15 protein-coding genes and 6 tRNA genes are annotated in these 16253 nt (G+C 43.3%); 14 read left to right on the top strand and 7 right to left on the bottom strand.

Annotated features, from left to right (window positions below; translation table 11 throughout):
* Position 1: 1 nt before the first annotated feature.
* Entirely contained in the window at positions 2 to 2077 is a 2076-nt protein-coding gene (gene lonB, locus MSWHS_RS05980; protein WP_048126814.1) for an ATP-dependent protease LonB, read from the bottom strand.
* Between the two features lie 450 nt (positions 2078 to 2527).
* Between lonB and MSWHS_RS05975 the strand changes: the two genes are divergently transcribed.
* A complete protein-coding gene (locus MSWHS_RS05975; RefSeq protein ID WP_048126812.1) occupies positions 2528 to 3292 on the top strand; it encodes a tetratricopeptide repeat protein in 765 nt (254 codons plus the stop codon).
* Between the two features lie 112 nt (positions 3293 to 3404).
* On the opposite strand, the gene MSWHS_RS05970 is transcribed toward MSWHS_RS05975, so the two are convergent.
* On the bottom strand, positions 3405 to 3758 hold the full coding sequence (locus MSWHS_RS05970; protein WP_231585603.1) for a hypothetical protein: 354 nt from the start codon (positions 3756 to 3758) through the stop codon (positions 3405 to 3407).
* Positions 3759 to 4058: 300 nt separating this feature from the next.
* On the opposite strand from MSWHS_RS05970, the gene MSWHS_RS05965 reads away from it, so the two are divergent.
* The gene (locus tag MSWHS_RS05965) at positions 4059 to 4829 is read left to right on the top strand and encodes a tetratricopeptide repeat protein (protein WP_048126809.1); all 771 of its coding nucleotides are present in this window, start codon (positions 4059 to 4061) and stop codon (positions 4827 to 4829) included.
* 523 nt (positions 4830 to 5352) lie between these two features.
* On the opposite strand, the gene MSWHS_RS19030 is transcribed toward MSWHS_RS05965, so the two are convergent.
* Complete coding sequence (locus MSWHS_RS19030; RefSeq protein ID WP_082088038.1) at positions 5353 to 5562, bottom strand: zinc ribbon domain-containing protein; 210 nt, start codon at positions 5560 to 5562, stop codon at positions 5353 to 5355.
* Positions 5563 to 5938: 376 nt separating this feature from the next.
* On the opposite strand from MSWHS_RS19030, the gene MSWHS_RS05955 reads away from it, so the two are divergent.
* The 3 genes from MSWHS_RS05955 (at position 5939) to comE (ending at position 9326) form a co-directional block, all read left to right on the top strand.
* The gene (locus tag MSWHS_RS05955; protein WP_048126805.1) at positions 5939 to 6403 is read left to right on the top strand and encodes a hypothetical protein; all 465 of its coding nucleotides are present in this window, start codon (positions 5939 to 5941) and stop codon (positions 6401 to 6403) included.
* A gap of 337 nt (positions 6404 to 6740) precedes the next feature.
* Positions 6741 to 7991 (top strand): cysteate synthase, encoded by a 1251-nt coding sequence (locus MSWHS_RS05950; protein WP_048130251.1) that lies wholly within the window; start codon positions 6741 to 6743, stop codon positions 7989 to 7991.
* A 186-nt stretch (positions 7992 to 8177) separates the two neighbouring features.
* Positions 8178 to 9326, top strand: a complete 1149-nt coding sequence (gene comE, locus MSWHS_RS05945) for a sulfopyruvate decarboxylase subunit beta (RefSeq protein WP_197074028.1) — start codon at positions 8178 to 8180, stop codon at positions 9324 to 9326.
* Positions 9327 to 9710: 384 nt separating this feature from the next.
* Here comE and MSWHS_RS05940 read toward each other — a convergent pair whose 3' ends face one another.
* On the bottom strand, positions 9711 to 11027 hold the full coding sequence (locus MSWHS_RS05940; protein WP_048126803.1) for a methanogenesis marker 16 metalloprotein: 1317 nt from the start codon (positions 11025 to 11027) through the stop codon (positions 9711 to 9713).
* Between the two features lie 358 nt (positions 11028 to 11385).
* Here MSWHS_RS05940 and MSWHS_RS05935 point away from each other — a divergent pair.
* The 9 genes from MSWHS_RS05935 (at position 11386) to MSWHS_RS05900 (ending at position 13676) form a co-directional block, all read left to right on the top strand.
* A tRNA-Val gene (locus MSWHS_RS05935) sits at positions 11386 to 11459 on the top strand.
* A 118-nt stretch (positions 11460 to 11577) separates the two neighbouring features.
* Positions 11578 to 11652 (top strand) — tRNA-Phe (locus MSWHS_RS05930).
* 25 nt (positions 11653 to 11677) lie between these two features.
* Positions 11678 to 11749 (top strand) — tRNA-Gly (locus tag MSWHS_RS05925).
* Positions 11750 to 11820: 71 nt separating this feature from the next.
* Positions 11821 to 11894: transfer RNA gene (locus MSWHS_RS05920), tRNA-Val, on the top strand.
* Between the two features lie 57 nt (positions 11895 to 11951).
* A tRNA-Phe gene (locus MSWHS_RS05915) sits at positions 11952 to 12026 on the top strand.
* A 25-nt stretch (positions 12027 to 12051) separates the two neighbouring features.
* Positions 12052 to 12123: transfer RNA gene (locus tag MSWHS_RS05910), tRNA-Gly, on the top strand.
* A gap of 471 nt (positions 12124 to 12594) precedes the next feature.
* A complete protein-coding gene (locus tag MSWHS_RS21925) occupies positions 12595 to 12723 on the top strand; it encodes a hypothetical protein (protein ID WP_255350488.1) in 129 nt (42 codons plus the stop codon).
* Positions 12720 to 12932 (top strand): MoaD/ThiS family protein, encoded by a 213-nt coding sequence (locus MSWHS_RS05905; RefSeq protein WP_048126801.1) that lies wholly within the window; start codon positions 12720 to 12722, stop codon positions 12930 to 12932. Before MSWHS_RS21925 ends, MSWHS_RS05905 begins: the two co-directional genes overlap by 4 nt.
* Positions 12933 to 13427: 495 nt before the next feature.
* Positions 13428 to 13676, top strand: coding sequence for a hypothetical protein (locus MSWHS_RS05900; RefSeq protein WP_048126799.1), 249 nt, complete (start codon positions 13428 to 13430; stop codon positions 13674 to 13676).
* A gap of 96 nt (positions 13677 to 13772) precedes the next feature.
* Here MSWHS_RS05900 and MSWHS_RS05895 read toward each other — a convergent pair whose 3' ends face one another.
* The 3 genes from MSWHS_RS05895 to ccsA form a co-directional block, all read right to left on the bottom strand.
* Positions 13773 to 14171 (bottom strand): transcriptional regulator protein, encoded by a 399-nt coding sequence (locus tag MSWHS_RS05895; RefSeq protein WP_048126797.1) that lies wholly within the window; start codon positions 14169 to 14171, stop codon positions 13773 to 13775.
* Positions 14168 to 14296, bottom strand: coding sequence for a hypothetical protein (locus MSWHS_RS21920; protein ID WP_255350487.1), 129 nt, complete (start codon positions 14294 to 14296; stop codon positions 14168 to 14170). Before MSWHS_RS21920 ends, MSWHS_RS05895 begins: the two co-directional genes overlap by 4 nt.
* An 892-nt stretch (positions 14297 to 15188) precedes the next feature.
* The gene (gene ccsA, locus MSWHS_RS05885) at positions 15189 to 16250 is read right to left on the bottom strand and encodes a cytochrome c biogenesis protein CcsA (protein ID WP_048126793.1); all 1062 of its coding nucleotides are present in this window, start codon (positions 16248 to 16250) and stop codon (positions 15189 to 15191) included.
* Positions 16251 to 16253: the final 3 nt, after the last annotated feature.

Raw genomic sequence — 16253 nt, 5'->3', positions numbered from 1 at the left:
ATCAGTTCCTGCACCCAAAGAGATTAATAACCTGTACGGAAGCGGGTGATACTTCCGGGATATCGAAACTTAGTTTTGTAATATTCTTGAGTTTTTCGATAATTGTGTTCTTTTTCGGGCCCACAAGGCTGTGTTCCATTACTTCTGCAATAGAGGAAACAGGAATGATCTGGATCTTATCCCTGTATGCTTTTTCGACAAGAACATCTGCCTCGTTGGCTTTAGGTATAATGACTTTCTTCATACCCGCCCGAGCAGCTGCTTCTATCTTGTAAGTGACCCCACCAACAGGCAGGACATCTCCCCTGACAGAAAGAGAACCCGTCATTGCGACAGTCTGGTCCACAGGGATCCTTTCAATAGCAGAGACTACGGCGGTTGCTATGGAAACCGATGCACTGTCCCCTTCTACACCTTCATATGTCCCTACAAACTGGATGTGGACATCGTGGCGGGAAATGTCTGTGCCGGTCATGTTCTTGATCACTGCGGATACATTCTGCACCGCTTCTTTTGCAATGGTCTTGAGCTTGCCTGTTGCAATAATTCGCCCTTCGGCCCCGGAAAGGGCAGGGGTGACTTCGGATACAATGGGAAGCACAATTCCTGAATCTCCACCCATAACTGCAAGCCCGTTGACTCTGCCCACAGCAGAACCTTTCCTGAGGAAAGACTCGTAGTCCTTGCGCTGTTCAAGGTAGCTGTCTGCAAGCTGCTGTTCAATAGACCTTGCAATCCTCTTTGCCGCAAGTACATGCTCGGAAGTTGTGATTGGAGCCCCTTCGGAGTGGGCAATATCTCCTGCAACACGCACAAGCCCGCCGAGGTCACGGAGCTTCAGGGTAAGGTGGCCTTTCCTGCCGGCGCGCCTTCTGGCTTCTCTGATGATATCTTCTACTGCACCTTCGTCAAAATGAGGGATGTGTCCGTCCCTGACGACTTCCTGGGCAACGAAGCGGACCAGCTTTTTCCGGTTTTCGGGACTGTCTTCCATGGAATCTCTCATGTAGACCTCGTACCCGTAGCCTTTTATCCTTGACCTTAGTGCAGGGTGCATTTTCTGTACTGCATCCAGGTTCCCTGCAGAGACCATAATGAAGTCACAGGGTACGGGCTCGGTTTTAACAAGAGCTCCCGAACTCCTTTCAGACTGTCCGGTAATAGGGTATTCCTTTTCCTGAAGAGCAGTCAAGAGACTCTGCTGGGACTCAAGCCTGAGAGTATTGATTTCGTCAATGAAAAGCACCCCTTTGTGGGCTTTGTGAATGTCTCCGGCTTCTACTCTGTCGTGTGCAGGGGTTTCAAGCCCTCCGGACTGGAAGGGGTCGTGCCTGACATCCCCTAGCAGAGCTCCTGCGTGGGCTCCGGTTGCATCAATGTAGGGTGCGTGGTCCTTGTCATAATTTGAAACCGCCATTTTCGGAATCATCATTTCCTCTTTGGGAAGGAACTGGCGGGTTAACATGAGAATCATAATGCCTGCAATGATACCCCAGAGCAGCTGGGCGACGAAGTAAGAATAGACGATAATACCCACAACAAAGAGCATCATAAGCATGTTCCGTGCCTGGGCTTTCTTTCTTGCCTCCATCTTGTGAGCCATAACAATTTCTCGACCCTTCCCGGCGGGAACTTCCCTTATCTTGGGGTTGTTAAGGTCCTCCAGGTTAGGATATACAAGGATATCCTTGAGCTCTTCTTTAGGAAGAAGTTCTGCCATTGCTTTTGCAAGCAGGGACTTTCCTGTTCCGGGAGTGCCTATCATCATGATGTGCCGTCTCTGGCTGGCGGCTTTCCTGACGACTTCTACTGCATGTTCCTGCCCCAATACCTGATCAATAAGGAGTTTTGGGACCTCTATATTAGAAGTGTCTTCAAACTGGAAGCCGATGGCATCTTCATCTTCTTCATCTATTTCATCACTTAACTCAGACTCGGCCATGACCTGAGTAGGCTCATTTTCCACCTGGTCGGCCGTAGACATGTCTAATGTAGAAACAGCTTCACTCACTTCATGAGCTTGTCTGTTCATATTCTCCGAAGACCCGTCTATGTTCTGATTATTATTATACTCCATGGTTAGCTCACATATTAGAACGTTATTAGATAGACGTTATCTGATCGAGATTATATACTTGACGCTTTTGAAAAAATAACAAATTTAATGTGAGAATGGAAAAAATGGCTGCCACAATAACAGACTCCTTAAGTTATTGTAACCCCATCCATGCTTTGGCTAATTAAATAAACTTGCTGTATATAAAATTAACCTGCCACCACATATACAGTATATAGAAACCTTTTATTATATACTATTTGCTGGCTGGATATTTGAGTCGAAAACTTGATCAGAAAATCAATTACTGAATTAATCACGAGATATTTAAGATATTTTTTACATACCTATGCTACATCTCCTATATATAGTTAAATATCTTCCTCACAGGAACTTTGTGCTAAGAATTCATTCAGTGTCTGTAAACCGATATCGACAGCTATTTAAAAAAACAAAGGTGACTTTTCTCTTATGTCCAGAAGCAAGGTAAAAAATCTTCTCCTCCTGAAGCAGATTCACAGTGCTGTAACCCAGATCAAGAAAGGCAAACTGGATAAAGCCCTCGAAACACTGGATAAAGCCGAAAAGTCTGCAAGGCAGGCGAAATCCACAGATGCTCTTTACTATATTCTTTTTACTCGCGGAGGAATCCTCTACTCGGCAAAAGAGTATGACCAGGCCCTTGAAACCTATGAAAGAGCCCTTGAAGTAGGTTCCGAACTCCTGGAAGCAAACCCTGAAAATGCCGATTACCAGCATTACATGGGCACAACCCTTAGCAATACGGGAAACCTCCTCAAGAAGAAAGGAGAAAAGGACAAGGCTGCCGAATCCTATGCCCTCGCCCGCAAGATATATTCGGACCTCATCACAAAAAACCCGGAAAATGTCGTTTTCCGCTCTTATGCCGGAGAAAACCTGAATAACTACGGCTCCCTCCTCACAGAATCCGGTTCCCTGGATATAGCCCGTGAAATCCTTAAAGAAGCAGTCGAAACCTACGAAAAGCTATTTAAAGAGAAACCTGACAACCTTGGTTATCAGGCAGAACTTTCAGTCGCGCTCAGCCAATTAGGAAGTTGCCTCAAACAGCAGGGACCCGAAGAAAGCGGAACTGCAAAACAGACCCTGGAAAAAGCCCTCGAAATGCAGGAAAACCTGTTAACTCAGCAGCCTGAAAACGAAAAAATCAAAGAAGCCATCACCCTTACAAAGGAAAGGCTGGAAGGGCTTTGAAGGTTAAATTATATTACAGGTTTATTACAGGTTTATTACAGGTTTATTACAGGTTTATTACAGGTTTATTACAGGTTTATTACAGGTTTATTACAGGTTTATTACAGGTTTATTACAGGTTTTTCTCAGAAAACAACAGCATGTGAACATAGAGAAGGATCATCAGCCCAACTACAATCCCCCAGATAAACTGCAAAGTAAAATATGCGTAGACGACAATCCCAAGCGCAAATAAAGTGAGCAGGATGTTTGCCAGCCGGACCTTCCGCTTCATCGTTGGGTCGTGAGGGGTTCCGGCTTCCTCTTCATTGAGGTCACACTCAACGAAATAACGGTGTTCCTGCTTCATGAGGAAATAAAGCCTCAGGATCAGGATGTCGATAACGATACCCCAGAGAAGCTGGCCTATGTAAAGGGTGTAGAAAAAGACAGCTGCAAGGAAGATACCCACGAGTATCCGGTACATATTTTCGTACTTGCTTTTGGGAGTTTTACTTCTACCCTTCCCCTGAAATTCGTCCTCTTTTTTCTGCTCTGATCCTCTTTCCAGGCTGGTTCCCCCTATCCGAAATATTCTTCATTTGATACTGATAAGCAGCAAATACTCAAAAAGCGTGAGTTAAAGAAAGATATGGGACACTGAGCATCTATAATTAAGCTTTTAATAATAGATAAAGGAGTTGGAAGAAAAAGGCAGGAAAAGAAAAGGCAGGGCAGGAAAAGAAAAAGCATAAGCTATAAAACATTACAACCCCGTTTTTTTACCATGCCCGAAACTCCCGAGAAATTAAGAGAAGATGCAGTAAAAAGCTTCAACGAAACCCTGGACCTGATGCAGAAAGGCAAGCCCGATGAAGCCCTTGAATCCCTCAGAAAAGCCGAAAAAGCCGCACATGAAGCAAAAGACGAAGCTATCCTGTTCCATACCTTAAAAGTAAGAGGGCAGCTACTTCAGTCCCTTGGCAGGCTTGAAGAAGCAAAGGAGACCTACACCTTCTCCTTAAAAACCTGCGTAAAACTCCTCTCAGAAGAACCGGCAAACAAACTATACATTGATACCCTCCACATGAACCTCAACAACCTCGGAAACCTCGGAAACATATTCCAGAGAGCAGGCAACTTCTCCTCTTCCCGGCAGTGCTATGAAATTGGCCTCGAAATCTCCCGGAAACAACTCGATTTCCACCCCGAAAACGAATTCTATAGGATGTACGCCGGAAACACCCAGAACAACCTCGGAGAACTGCTTTTCACAATGGGTCAGCCCGAAGAAGCAAAAGAAAAATACGAAGAAGCCCTCAAAACCTACGCTCCCCTCCTCAAAAATTTCCCGAAAAACCCGGAATACCTCTCAGACAAAGCAATGACCCTCAACAACCTTGGAACTCTCTTTTCAGAAAAAGGGCAAAAAGCAGAGGCAAAAGAAAACTTCGAAAAAGCGCTTGAAATCCTGAAAAAACTGAGCAAAAAAGACCCTGGGAATGAAAAGCTCAGGGAAGAAATCAGCCTCACGCGGAAAAGGCTCAAAGCGCTATGAAATATAGCTTCTGCAATCGGAATTATCCAGCCCCACAAAAAAATAACAGTTTTTAGATTCACTTCACCCGTTTAGAACTCAGTAACCTATGAGAATTAACAAAGCACACCCATTTATTTGAAGAAAACGAAATTTGACAGAAAGAATCGATTTAGGAACAATACAGATATAATATCAAGGGTTTTGTTGCCAAGAATGTTTATTGGGGGAAATGGAACTAGAGTTCAATTCCCAAACTGAAATTTAGAAGTTATATTTTTACCATTCCTTAGCATAGGGAAGATGAGCTGGAAAAATCATTATTATTGGGAAAGTAAAATATTAACATAAACCACTTTTTGAAGACTTTTTATTCAAAAGCCGCTCTCCTGCGTCGAGCGTGACAAGAACGGCCCGATGTGGCGAATATGGTTGTATGGGTCAATTTATAAGTAATTCAGTCCTCTTGAGCGCAGCGAAAAGGACACCGTCCTCCCGAGACGGGACTCGGGCGCTGAAAATTCCCGATTCGCTTATGCTTCTATTATGTGAAAAGATCGAAAATGTTCCCGAGCATGCTGCTGTCGGCCTGATATAATTCGGTGTATTTGCAGCGCTTACAGGTGACGTGGGTGAATTTTTTGTTCTGGACATCGAGGACTTTGCTGATGAAGCCGCCGGTTGTGCGGATCTCGCCGAGATCATAAGTGGTGTTCCCGCATTTAGGGCAGACGAAATTAATATTTTTGCTCATTTTTTTGGCCTCACTATGTATTTCAGTAGTCTGAAGTCTGAAGGATGGAATAGCTTCATTCTTGCACTATTTAATATTATTGCAGAAATGGGATAGAAAAGAAAAAAAAAACAGGGTTGTGCCGAAGAGATAGAAAAAAAGATTTTAGGATAATTTTAGGATAAGACCATATCTGGAAAAACAAAAAAGATGCAAAAATAAAAGGACGGATTATTGAATGGGATGATCATTGGAGGGGATGATTATTGGAAATTATACATTCAGATGAAAAGCTTAACTGGACATACGGAAGATCAACCGGACTTTTTCCTTAAGGGAGCAAATCTTTTCAGGAAATAAATATATTAGAAAAGAATACCTATACAGCGTTAGACACATGAAAATAAAAGCTATAATTACAATCGCCCTGATCATCTCGGCTGCTTTAATGGCTGCAAAAGTATCGCCAGGAGTTAATACGGAGCAGTTCAGGGAAGGGAAATATATCCATATTGACAGCATGGTGATCGAATTTAATAAGATGGATGCTGATGTCCAGATACAATATAATCTCAGTCCCTTCGCCCAGGTTTACATGTTCCTGTTCGGGAGTAAGCATCTTGAGCCTAAAATAGAGGAGATCTTTTTTGATTTTGACAACATAGAGATCCAGAGAATAGGGATAAACAGTGCTTTGATTCATGTAAATGATATTTCCAGACAAAAAGATGAAGATTACCTCCATGACTCAAGAGAGTTAGGAATGCAGCCAGATGTGCTTACCCTTGTTTATCCCGACGGTAAAAGGAAGAATATTGAGCACGCTAAAAGCACTTTAGACATTTTTTATGAGGATTCGTAAAAAGGATCCGTAAAATATGGAACAAGCTAAAGATACTCCAATACTTTAGTTTTCAATGATAGCTAAAAAGTTTAATCTTAAACTTTTAAATGTTTTCTTGATTGTTTCTCTGAATGCTTTCATCGGCTTCTCTGCATAATTTATAGCCCGCTCCTGCTTCTGTTATTCATTCTCAGCGTTCTATTCTTAACTTAATTTCATTTCAACGGTCTTCCATTCATTGCAAGCAATTAACCCAATAAGACAAAACATACTAATAAATAATACATAAAGGTCATTAAGTTATGGTTTCAGGAACATATATTTAGCAAAAGAAACCCAATTTTCTTTGATAGCAATGGGAAGATTCATATTAAAATGTCTGAAATGCGGAAGAGAATACGGTCAGGAATACAGGCTAACCTGTGAGAATGACGACTCCCTTTTGCGGGCGGAATATTTTGAAAAAAGGCTTGAGCTCAGAGACCAGCCTGGAATAGGAAGATTTCATTCCTGGCTTCCGGTTCAGGAGGAGTTAACTACCGAAGCAGGGCCCATCACGTATAAAAGCGAAGCTCTTGCGCGGGAACTGGGGCTTTCGAACCTTTACATAGGGTTCAGCGGATACTGGCCCGAGAAAGGGGCTTTTACCAAGACCTGCAGTTTCAAAGAACTCGAAGCCCATCCTACTATGCAGCTTCTCAAGGAATCCAGGGGAAAAGCCATTGTCCTTGCCTCTGCAGGGAATACGGGGAGGGCATTTGCACACACATCGGCTCTTACAGGAATAGATGTTTATATAGTAGTTCCTGATTCGGGCATTCCAAAACTCTGGCTGCCTGAAGAACCGACTGATTCCATTCACCTTATCAGCATGATGCCGGGCAACGATTACACCGATGCTATCAACCTTGCAGGAAGAATTGCAAAACTTCCGGGCATGGTCCCAGAAGGGGGAGCCAGGAATGTTGCCAGGAGGGAAGGAATGGGCACTGTAATGCTGGACGCAGCTGTAACCATAGGAAAGATGCCTGACCACTACTTCCAGGGTGTCGGAAGCGGCACAGGAGGGATCTCAGCCTGGGAAGCTGCGTTGCGCCTCAGGGCTGACGGGCGTTTCGGCTCCGGGCTTCCAAAGCTCCAGCTTGCCCAGAACCTCCCCTTCGTTCCCATGTATAATGCATGGCAGGCGGGCAGAAGAGAAATCATTCCCGAAATTGACATGAAAGATGCAAAGAAGCAGATCGAAGATACCTACGCAACTGTGCTTACCAACCGGGCACCGCCCTATTCCGTAACAGGCGGGCTCTATGACGCACTTGTCGAGACGGACGGAATAATGTATGCAGTTACCAAAGAGGAAGCCCTTGAAGCAAAAAAGCTTTTTGAGACCCTTGAAGGAATAGATATCCTGCCCCCGTCTGCAGTTGCGGCTGCCTCCCTGTTAAAAGCCGTAGAAGCCGGAAATGTCGGAAAAGACGATACCATTCTCCTGAATATTGCAGGCGGAGGTTTCAAGCGGCTGAAGGAAGACATTACACTTTTCCAGATTGAACCTAAAGTTACTGTTCGGGACTCGGATGTTCCACTTGAAGATCTGAAGCTCTGAAAATCTAAAGATCTGAGTCCCTCCGGGCTTTTATCAAAGTTCTGAAAACCTGTAAGAAAAAAGCGAAAATAAGCTCAAAAAAGTGAAAATAAGCTCAAAAAAGCGAAAATAAACTCAAAAAAATGAAAATAAGCTCAAGAAAATGAAAAATAAGCTCAATATATATGCGCGGTAAGAGGTGTATACGTGGTAAACCCGGAAGAAGAGGTAATAGCAATCATGAAAAAAACAGGTATTGACCTTGCTGCAACACTTCCCTGTGACAGGATCAAAAACCTGCTTCCCCTGGTTTCGGAAAACTTTCCCGAGATCAAATTGACCAGAGAAGAAAGCGGGGTTGGAATCTGTGCCGGGGCCTACCTTGCAGGTGGAAAACCCATGATGCTTATTCAGAGCACAGGGCTCGGAAATATGATCAATGCTCTTGAGTCCCTGAATGTAACATGTAAAATCCCCCTGCCTATCCTGGCAAGCTGGCGCGGTGTTTACAAAGAAGCCATAGAAGCACAGGTCCCTCTGGGAGTCCACCTACCCGCAATCCTGGAAGGTGCAGGGCTCAAATACACGATAATTGATGATGCTGAAAAGCTTCCCCTCTTTGAAAATGTGATCGGAGACGCCTTTGAAAATTCCAGGCCTCACATAGCTCTGGTCTCTCCTAAAGTGTGGGAAGCTTCGGACTGCTGTGCCTGGGAAACCCTGAAGTCTCCGGAGCTGCCGAAGAAAGAAAAGATCTGCAAATTCCGCCTGACACAGAAAGTTCTAGAACCCCGGATAATCCGGAACGATGCGATCGCCGCTGTGGCAGCCGAACTGGGCGGAGAAATCACCGTAACAAATCTCGGAGTCCCCTGCAAGGAACTCTACGCTGCCAGAGACCGGGACCTTAACTTTTACATGTTCGGGTCCATGGGGCTTGTCTCCTCCATCGGGCTCGGTCTTGCTCTGCGCACGGACCGGAAGGTTGTGGTCTTTGACGGGGACGGAAGCCTCCTCATGAACCCTAATGCCCTCCTGGAAATAGGAAAGGAAGCCCCGAAAAACCTGATCATCGTAGCCCTTGACAACGGCGCCTACGGCTCTACAGGCTCTCAGGAGACCTGTGCGCTGCGCTACATTGACCTGGAAATCCTGGCAAACTCCTGCGGGATCCAGAACACTCATAAGGTCAACACGGAAGAGGACCTCATATACGCGTACAAAGATTCCCTTAATGCCAGGCAGACTTCCTTTATCCATGTTATCCTGAAGCCCGGAAACACAGTAGCTCCCAACATCCCCCTGAGCCCAGAAGAAGTCACAAAACGCTTCAAAGAAGCGCTGGGCGCAGAATAACTTTAAAGAAAATTTTAAAAGAAAGGTTTTGGTGGTCCTTCATTAACTGATTGATCTATCCCAGAGCTCGAGAAGGAACTTTTAGTTAGTCTTTCCCTGCGCTGCACAGGCCTGGGACCACCCCATCAGCCAGATAAAATGCGACCTAAAAACCAACCCCACAATAAAGAGATACAAATATTGAAGGAAATACCCCCAGGATCAAGAGAACACTTTCATTGGCGTTTATTTTCGATTTGTTTCTTTTTTGCAAGACCGCCCTTCTTTGTCGAGCATGACATTTCAGGAGGCGGAAATCCCGATAAATATTATTTTAACCGCATCTTCTCACCACTTTTAATAGCTGACTTTGCTTAATTTTCTTAAGCCTTATTCAACTAAGCTTTATTCTCTCCAGCTTATTTTCTCCACCGGTTCCCTGAGCCTGAATGTTCCCGAAAGGACCTGTTCTTTAAGTTCCTGCGCGGCTTTTACCGCCCGGGCGCGGTCCGACTGGCGCAGGGTTACTTTGATATCTCTGAGGCAGCCTCCGGTTGTACAGCTGACAGTACCAAGATTTGCACTGAAGGCTTCTCCTCTGCACCTTGAAATGCAGAGCCCGCAGTTAAAGCAAAGTTCGGGGTCATATACAGCTCCGTTTTTTCCTTTGCTTACTGCACCCATAGGACATGCCTCAGCCACGCAGCAGACCTTGCAGTCAATGCATTTTTCGGGTTCGTATATTACATTCAGGTCTGTGTTATCCCAGACATCCCCGTAGGTGATCTCGCAAAGAGGGATCCTGCCTGCAAGATCTACCAGCTTGAGCGGGATCTGGTTGTCCGGCTTAAGGATATTTTCCAGCATACTCTGAGAAAGAACAGGAATGGGAACAGCCCATGTGTTGATGATTTCTGGACCTGCGGAAGTTACAAACCCTCCCATATATTCAGGAGTCATGTCATGAAGGTCAGCAAAACCCGTAAGGTTGGGATTGTCTGGAGCACTGCGAGTACCCTGGCCAGTTACGAACCCTTCAGCCCCATTTATCAGTACCCTTGTCCCGATTCCTATTGTCTCGAGTTTGGGATCATTTTGAATAGGGTTTAACTTGCCGCAGCCGCAGAAGGTCATTTCGCTGAACTCGCCTTCGAAGGGCAGGGCATGGAAAATGGTTTTAATGGCTTCTTTTCCCGGGTTTACGAATGCCCGATAGTTTTTGAAGGCGTGCCTTGTCGCATAAAGCCGCGCAAAGGGGATTCCGGAAAGGCTGATCTCCACTGAAAAAAGGTCTCCTCCACTTGTAGTTATGTCCACAGTAATGTCCTTTCCTTCAACCATATCCCTGAAAAGGTGCCCGCCTCCGTAGCGAGGATCTGTTTCACTGTGAGCTGTCCCGAGTACGATGATGTCCAGGACTCCAAGCCTTTCGTTAGGGCAGGGACCAACGACTGCCGGTACTCCGTTCAGCAGGACTTTAGAAGCTTTTACAAAAGAATCGGGTTCGGAAACTTTGAAAGAGAGAACTGCATAGGTTCCGCTCATAATACCGCGGGTTGCGGTAGTTACGACATCAATATCTTCGAGCCTGATTTCCTCCCCTGCCCTGACCCTTGAGCTGATTTCCTCAGCTGTAAGGACCACTGCCTCTCCAGCATCTATTTTTGCCTGGATCTCGGGGATTGTCCGACATTTTTCTGTGTTATCCGATGCTCCGTTCATATTACTCTCGGCGGAAATATTGTATTCATTCTATTTTAGAGGCGTGTTCATTCTATTTTAGAAAGCAGGTTTTCCAGAGCCAATATCGTAAAACTTATGGAAACTGTGTGAAAACAAGAAATCGAGGAAGAAAAAAGAATATATTGAGATGTTCGGGATGAAAAACAGACACTCTACAATTAATAACCGGTAAACTGGAACTAGAAATAAAAATTTTTACAAAATCTGTAAAATTATTAAATTTCCAAGGGCTGATTCGAATTGAAAAAGCCCGAACCACCCAAAACTTATATAAATGATGATGCGTACTATGGTGTTGCACTTCGGTGCGGGAAACAGAAGCGATACACATCTTAGAGGGCTCGTGGTCTAGACGGTTATGACGTCGCCTTGACATGGCGGAGGTCCTGAGTTCGAATCTCAGCGGGCCCACTAAAAGGCAATCAAAGTTTTCAGGAGATATTTCCTGAAAGGAAAAAACTAAAAAGCAATACATCTCTTTTAAAGATCTAATCTTAAAGAGCAATTCATTAGTAAATAAGGTCTACCTGCCCAGGTAGCTCAGTGGGAGAGCGCTGCCCTGAAGAGGCAGTTGTCCCCGGTTCGAATCCGGGTCTGGGCACCATAAAAACAGAGGACATTAACAAAGAACATCAGTAGTGTAGCGGTCATCACCGGGCGTTGCCAACGCTCGAACCCGGGTTCGAATCCCGGCTGGTGTATAACTTTTTTAATACCTTATTTCAAACATACTCTTTGTAATAAGGGGTAAAAACAACACACACATCTTAGAGGGCTCGTGGTCTAGACGGTTATGACGTCGCCTTGACATGGCGGAGGTCCTGAGTTCGAATCTCAGCGGGCCCACTAAAAACACTAATCTGGCAGTTAATTAAAGTTAATTGACAACTGCCATATCTACCTGCCCAGGTAGCTCAGTGGGAGAGCGCTGCCCTGAAGAGGCAGTTGTCCCCGGTTCGAATCCGGGTCTGGGCACCATAAAAACAAGGGACGTCAACAAAGAACATCAGTAGTGTAGCGGTCATCACCGGGCGTTGCCAACGCTCGAACCCGGGTTCGAATCCCGGCTGGTGTATAACTTTTTTAATTGATTTTTCTGCCTCTTTTTTGTGTATTATTTAACTTTTTTCTTGATTAATGCGCCCTTTATAAGTTTTGCCCCTTCAAACCTCCAATTATTGTCATACAGATTGTATTATTTAGAAGGGTTCACATAAATGCTGATCTTTTCAGATGATAATTAGATTCGGACCAAATATACTCAAATTTTATTTTAAAATAGAGATATGAAACTTATAATGTCAATCATTCAAACGATATCAGAGTCAATGTTAACACCTACATTTTTTCAGAAACTAAAGTACACTGCCGTTATGACAACTGAAAATTGGAGAATGTTAACCAAAGGATTGTTAACCACAAAGTTAATTAAAACAAAAAATCATTATAATTATTGGATATAAATCTCGAGAAGACAATAGAGTATGTCTGAAGGGATTATACCCACTATGTTGCAAACCTGAAATATCGTAAAGGAGATTTGAACATGACAGGAAAGTTCCAGAAAAGAAATGCAGAACGAAAAGGTGTCAGAAAAGAATATGAACTGGAGCAGAAGTTAATAAAGGGAATCGTAGACGAAATTCAGGTAAGCGGCGGTGGACCATTAGAGTGAGTAAAAAGGTGTATATAACAATTCAAGCTGGAGAGATTTCCGAACAGACCGTAGAAGTAGCTGAGAGCGCTACCTACGAAGACCTGCTTGATACGCTGGACATAAATCAGGAAACAGTACTTGTATTAAACGGAGGGAATGCAGTTCCCCTTGATGGGACTATAAATTCCGACAGACTAACAATTCTTAAAGTTGTTACAGGTGGCTGACCTGCCCTCAAAGGGCAGGGTACTTCTTTATTGCAACTCATTTTCCCCTTATTGAAAGATTCTGAAGGTTACTTTTCTATTCTGGCATTTTTCAATAATCAGTGCACTTCTTATCCAGGGCGATTCTCACCCAGACTTTCAGGGCTGTTCTAATTCAGATTTAAAAGGATATTCTGATTCAGACTATCAGGGCTGTTCTAATTCAGATTTAAAAGGATATTCTGATTCAGACTATCAGGGCTGTTCTAATTCAGATTTAAAGGGATATTCTAATTCAGACTTAAAGGGATATTCTAATTCAGACTTAAAGGGATATTCTAATTCAGACTTAAAAGGATATTCTAATTCAGATTTACTTGTTCATATACATTTTAAACGACCGGACGGTTTGAACAAAAGACAGGGCAAAGGAGTAAAGGGGGAAAAAATCAGCAAAGAGGCTGAAGAGGAGTCACGCACCAAATCCCCGAGTATGCCTGAAGTTCCAGAAAAACGTTGAAAGGAATCAGAAAGGAAAAGGAAACCAGAAAGGAAAAGGAAATCAGAAAGGAAAAGGAAATCAGAAAGGAAAAGGAAACCAGAAAGGAAAAGAAAATCAGAAAGGAAAAAGAGATCAGAAAGGAAAAGGAAACCAGAAAGGAAAAGAAAATCAGAAAGGAAAAAGAGATCAGAAAGGAAAACCTGGAAAGTGAAAAGAGAAAACCAAAGAAGAACAAAAAGGGGAAAAGAACCTGGAAGATATAAAATTAAATGAATAAACTATGGAAGGATTTGATTTCCATAATGGTGAGTTCCAGGAAGGACAATCAGCCATTATGGAGCTAACCCTTTTTAGACCCTTTACTTAGAGGGAGTTAGAGGCACCTTTTTGCTCATAACCTTCAGTTTTTTAATTGCTGAGATCGTTGCCTGAGATTCCTTATAGATTTTATCTTCATAATAGCTTATGATCTCATCAACAGGAGCTGCGAGAGAATAAATTTTAATCGGGCGCCCTTTACCGGGTTTCTTTTCCGAACGTACATTGACCCAGGACTGATTCCGCATCAATCTCATTGCAAGACTGACTTCAGGCTGCCTTAGTCCGGTACTGATTTCAATTTCACGGGATGAAGCTTCGTCAACATTCATAAGATATGCCATAGTTGTGGCAACATTTCTTGACATCCCGAGGTTCCTTAACGTTTCAATAAAAATGTGGTCATTTTCGTCCAGCACTTTTACTTCATAGTCTTTCATGATAACCCCTTCATATTCCAATTTTTATAATTTAATCTGTCAGCTAAAGAATATCCACGGTAATTATATTCAAATCTTGAAAGGTAGCTTTCATAACCGCCATTAACGCTGACAACAACTTCCAAAGTATTACACCACGTATATATTTATATGGTGACCTATCTCGTTTTAAAACATTAAATTCAATAAAAAGCGTTTTTTCACAATCTAGCGGATTGTTTACATTTTAAACCCAACAATCGGTTATCAAAAACAAACGTAACATATTTCCATAACCGACTACCAGAGAACCGTTTTATGAAATTGATGGGAAGAGACGTATAGGTTCAGCAATTAAACCTGTATACGTATATAATTAGAAGGTTATTCATCTCCAACAATTAATAATGTACTCATACTATTTAAAGTTGTATATATTAAAAGGGAATTGAAAAACTTTCAACCACACCTGACATTAGCATGTGTAAAAAAATAATCAAACATCAGAGGCATAATAATCCTATTATCCAGATAAAAACCTGAGGGAATCACAACAAAAATATTATAATTGTACAGATCAAAGAAATTAAAGGAAGATATCCGGACAATAAAACGTCAAGGATAATTTAGAAATGTTTATATTCTCACTTTAGCGCAGATCAAATAATTATCACGAAGAACCAGATAAATCTGCAGCATACTTCCCGACTTCTGAGAGATCTCCTGAAAGTATCCAATCGGGGCAAAAATGGAAAAAATAGAAAAATTGGAGAAAAAAACTAAAAAATAGTAAAAAACTGGAGAAAGCTGAAATTTCATGTAACTCTTCTTCCCCAACTTACTCCTCAGAGCTTATTTTGTTCGTTAAATATGCTTTTCCACACCCTCTATTTTAGCGAAACTTATTCCTCGCTAAGCTAATTTATTCCCCGCTAAGCTAATTTATTCCTCGCCAAGCTAATTTACCTCGCTAAGCTAATTTATTCCTCGCTAAGCTAATTTATTCCTCGCCAAGCTAATTTACCTCGCTAAGCTAATTTATTCCTCGCTAAAATACTTCCTGGCAAGGAGAACTGTGCTTGAACCTGTAAGAATAAACAGGAAAGCAGCAATAATCATCCCTTCTGTTGTGAAGTCCTGCCAGGAATGCACAGATACCCACAACCCGCTTCTTGTAACAAAGGTCGAGAAAATGACCAGGATAAAAGAGACAAGTGCAAGCATGGGGAGCATGAAACCGTACTCTCCCTGACGGAACCTGAACTTCGCATGAAGATAAGCTGTTGCCGTAAGCCAGGGAATCAGGGAAGAAGTTTCTACAGGGTCCCATGTCCAGTACCAGGCACCCCAACCAAGCACTTCATATGCCCAGAATGCTCCGAATCCAATTCCAAGCGTAAGGAAGAACCAGGAGACTCGCATCCAGCCTGTTGCAAGCTCGGACCACCTGCTGTCCTTGAGGACAAGGCCTGAAATTGCAGCAGCGAAAGGAAGGGTGAAGGCTGCATAACCGAGGAACAGAAAAGGGGGGTGTATAGCCATCCAGAAGTTCCTGAGCAGAGGATTCATACCCTGCCCGTAAGAAACAACGAAAGGTTCCACAAATAGGTTCCAATTTGTAGCTTCAGGTATTCCTGCGCCTGTTATATAATACATTGAGAAAGGGTTTTTCAACGCCAGAAGTAACAGGAATACGGAGGCTACAAAGAGTGAAACCGATCTCATAAAGGCAAAGAGCTCTGTCTCCCGGAGAATTTTACCGGTGCCCGTAAAACGCGTTATTGCAAGCATTATGAAGATAAAACCTGTCCAGATCAAAAATGACCCTTCCTGTCCTGCCCAGAGCGCCGAAAACCTGTAATGCCAGGCAAGGTCAGCGCTGGAGTGCTGAAAGACATAACTGTATTCCGTGTCCACCCCAAGTAGGTGGTAGGAGAGCAGGACTATCGCAAGTACTAATCCCAATCCTCCTGCAAGTTCCAGTTTTTCTGAAAGGACCATAAATTTCCTGTCCTGTCTGAAGAAGTAAAACAGGGAAGTTAAAAAAGCAAGTAGTCCGGAAGCTCCCGCTATCCAAACGAGCCCCATTCCATAATTCATACG

The sequence above is a fragment of the Methanosarcina sp. WWM596 genome (assembly GCF_000969965.1).
In the GTDB taxonomy this organism is placed as follows: domain Archaea; phylum Halobacteriota; class Methanosarcinia; order Methanosarcinales; family Methanosarcinaceae; genus Methanosarcina.
This window is presented reverse-complemented; position numbering and strand designations above follow the sequence as displayed.